This is a genomic window from bacterium, assembly GCA_023230585.1.
Classification (GTDB): Bacteria; Ratteibacteria; UBA8468; order B48-G9; family JAFGKM01; genus JALNXB01.
Map to the genome: position 1 here is coordinate 1 of JALNXB010000113.1, position 2,645 is coordinate 2,645.

Here is a 2,645-nt window from a genome sequence, read left to right on the forward strand (position 1 = left end):
CTACCATAAAACTTTTTTACTACTATTTTATTAACATTTCCACAAATATTAATCGTAGCAGTAATTGGGTGTTTGGTTACAAATCTGTTAATAACAGATACTAGGAACATTTTTTCTCCACCCACATTTTTTATTGGGAATTTCTTAAACATATTTTTAAATACAGAAATAGTTTTGCTAAAAGCTTTATTGGTGATTTTTTTCAAAGAACCATTTACAAAAACACTAGAAGAAAATACTGCTTTAATAATCGCTTTTTTTATGTTGCCAATAACTTTAACTGTGTTACCGATATTTTTAAACACAGTCTTTTTTATGCTTTTAGTCGTAGTTACAAACCGGCCACCTACATCCATCAAATAGATTGAAATATAAGTCAATACCTTTGTTGCTGTTATTGTGCCACCACCAACATTTACAAACCTGCCATACTTTCCTTCACCGTATTTTGCTTGTCCATATTTCATAGGGATTCACCCCTTTTCTTTCAGATTTAAAAAGGAGTGGTGCTATCCACTCCCGTGTTTACTTAATGCTTTTTCATTAATTCTCTTACTAATTCTTCTAATTCAACATTCTTATTAACTAGGTTTTTAATCAGCTCATCTTTCTTTTGCATTAACCCTTTCTGCTGCTCAATAATCTTAAGCAGCTCTAATTCAATCCTCATAATTTTCGCCGGTTTCTACTTTGTATTCGGCCTCTGTCAATCTCCCCATTTCAACCAAAAATCTATATAGCCTTAATTTTGCCTCCAACATTATTCCGCACCTCCAAGCAATACAACTTCGGTTAAGTCAGCTAATAATTGCCTCAAACTTTCGCTATCTTCATTGGTCAAGACCGCAAACTCCTTAACAGTTAAAAATCTCATCATACATTCGTATTCAACTCTCACGTCTCCGGTTTCATCATCTGTGGTTTCAATTTCCTTTATGTCTTTTCTCTGGATTACATGTCCCGGGCTTGATTCAAAGTCAAGCAAGGCTGGTTGAAGCGTACAGGTTTCCTTTTGCCATTCTAACATTTTTATTCACCTTCCTTTGATGTTTACTCACGACTTTCTTTAAGTATTTTATATTAATACAAGGTTTAATCCTCTCTAAATATATATGGTAAGTATGCGTATGCTTAATATATCCCATATAACTAAGCATGCTACTCGCATCGTGACAATTTATATTACCTTTTTTATGCATTCTTGAGGCTTTTCTTGTAGCCCGTATCAGTATTGTTTTTCTTAATATTGTTTTATCTCTATAAAACACAAATCCCATAAAATCTAATGGCCGCCCTTTTCTTTTGCTGTCCCTATCAATATAGTCAAATCTAAAAACTTGCCAATCTCCCTTGATTCGCAAGCCTAGCTCATTCTTCAAGTAGGCTTCAATCCTTTTTATAATTAAATGCAATTCCTTTTTGTTGTTCCCAAACATAACCATGTCGTCCATGTACCGTATATAATAAGTTGCGCCACAGCGATACTTAGGTACCTTATAGTCCGTAATGCCTTTCCGTGCCATACGGTTTTTATAGTTTATTTCTTTTTTGGTTTTAACATCTAGTAATGACTTTTGCTTAATGTAATAATCCATGTCTTGCAGTATAAAATTTGCAAACCATTGGGATATATAATATCCAAGCGCTAACCCTTCAATAAAAACATTTAAAAATTTAAAAACAATTTCTAAAAATCTTTTGTCTTTTATATATTTTTTTAAAAGTTTCTTTGTTCGCCTACGGGATACCGATTCAAAGAATCTTTTTATATCAGCTTTTGCTACATATTTTACATTTTCAGGGTCATGGTTAATCCAATTTTCAATAAACCTTTTACCATAGTGAGTACCTCTACCCGGTACACTACCACAAACAAATTCATACATTCCACGGGTCATTATATCTTCCATAACCCGCACTATTCCGTGTGTCATGACTTGTTCAGGGACAAAAGTAGGTTTCCGAATGTTTCTTTTTTTAAGCCTTACTCCATCATTAATTTCATAGTTTTTCTTGACTTTCAAATCAAAGTTATTTACATACATATTGTAAATAGTTTCAATAGTCTTTTCTAATTCAGGCGTTGTTTCTGTCTTTATATCTATTGCATATAGGCTGCCGGTTCTTCTTATAATATGCTCCTTCTGTCGCTTCCCTAAAGAAGCTTTTAATATGTCTTGTTTGATTCCTTTTTTATCTATAAGTTTTTCAAATAAGCCTTTATATGTCTTCATATAATGTCAAAGTCCACTTCCTTTCTTATTATCTCTAGGCTGTTCAACATCGCCATAAGACTCGCATTTCTGCTCAAGGTTTACTAAGCCCGCCTTCTCGATTTAATTTCAACAGGTCTCCCCGCAGTATTTCAACTGCCAGCGGTTTAGGATAGTGATGTGCATTAGGGGGATGATATTTAATAAGAAGTGGAGGCGCCGTTGTTCCAGTTCGCATTCGTCGCAAGGTTGTTCAAGTTCACGGCCGACAACCCGCAGTGAAGGCCATTATTGCAGTTACCGCCAACGTGAGCCAAAAGCGCACATCAAAACCCCTCAAAAATATTAATAGAGGGGGAAGTTTCCCCCAAACCCCCTCTTTTTGTGGTTGCTACGCAACCAAAGGTTCTTCACAAGAAAGGGAGGCGCCGA

The 2,645-nt window shown here is 35.0% G+C and carries 4 protein-coding genes; all 4 read right to left on the reverse strand.

Going from position 1 to position 2,645, the window contains the following annotated elements:
* The coding region (locus M0P98_09495) for a hypothetical protein (protein ID MCK9267079.1) at positions 1-467 on the reverse strand (467 nt) is incomplete at its 3' end.
* Positions 468-529: 62 nt separating this feature from the next.
* The gene (locus M0P98_09500; GenBank protein ID MCK9267080.1) at positions 530-670 is read right to left on the reverse strand and encodes a hypothetical protein; all 141 of its coding nucleotides are present in this window, start codon (positions 668-670) and stop codon (positions 530-532) included.
* Positions 671-760: 90 nt separating this feature from the next.
* Entirely contained in the window at positions 761-1,027 is a 267-nt protein-coding gene (locus M0P98_09505) for a hypothetical protein (GenBank protein ID MCK9267081.1), read from the reverse strand.
* Entirely contained in the window at positions 978-2,234 is a 1,257-nt protein-coding gene (locus M0P98_09510) for a reverse transcriptase domain-containing protein (protein ID MCK9267082.1), read from the reverse strand. The genes M0P98_09505 and M0P98_09510 overlap by 50 nt, the downstream gene beginning before the upstream one ends.
* Between the last annotated feature and the right edge of the window lie 411 nt (positions 2,235-2,645).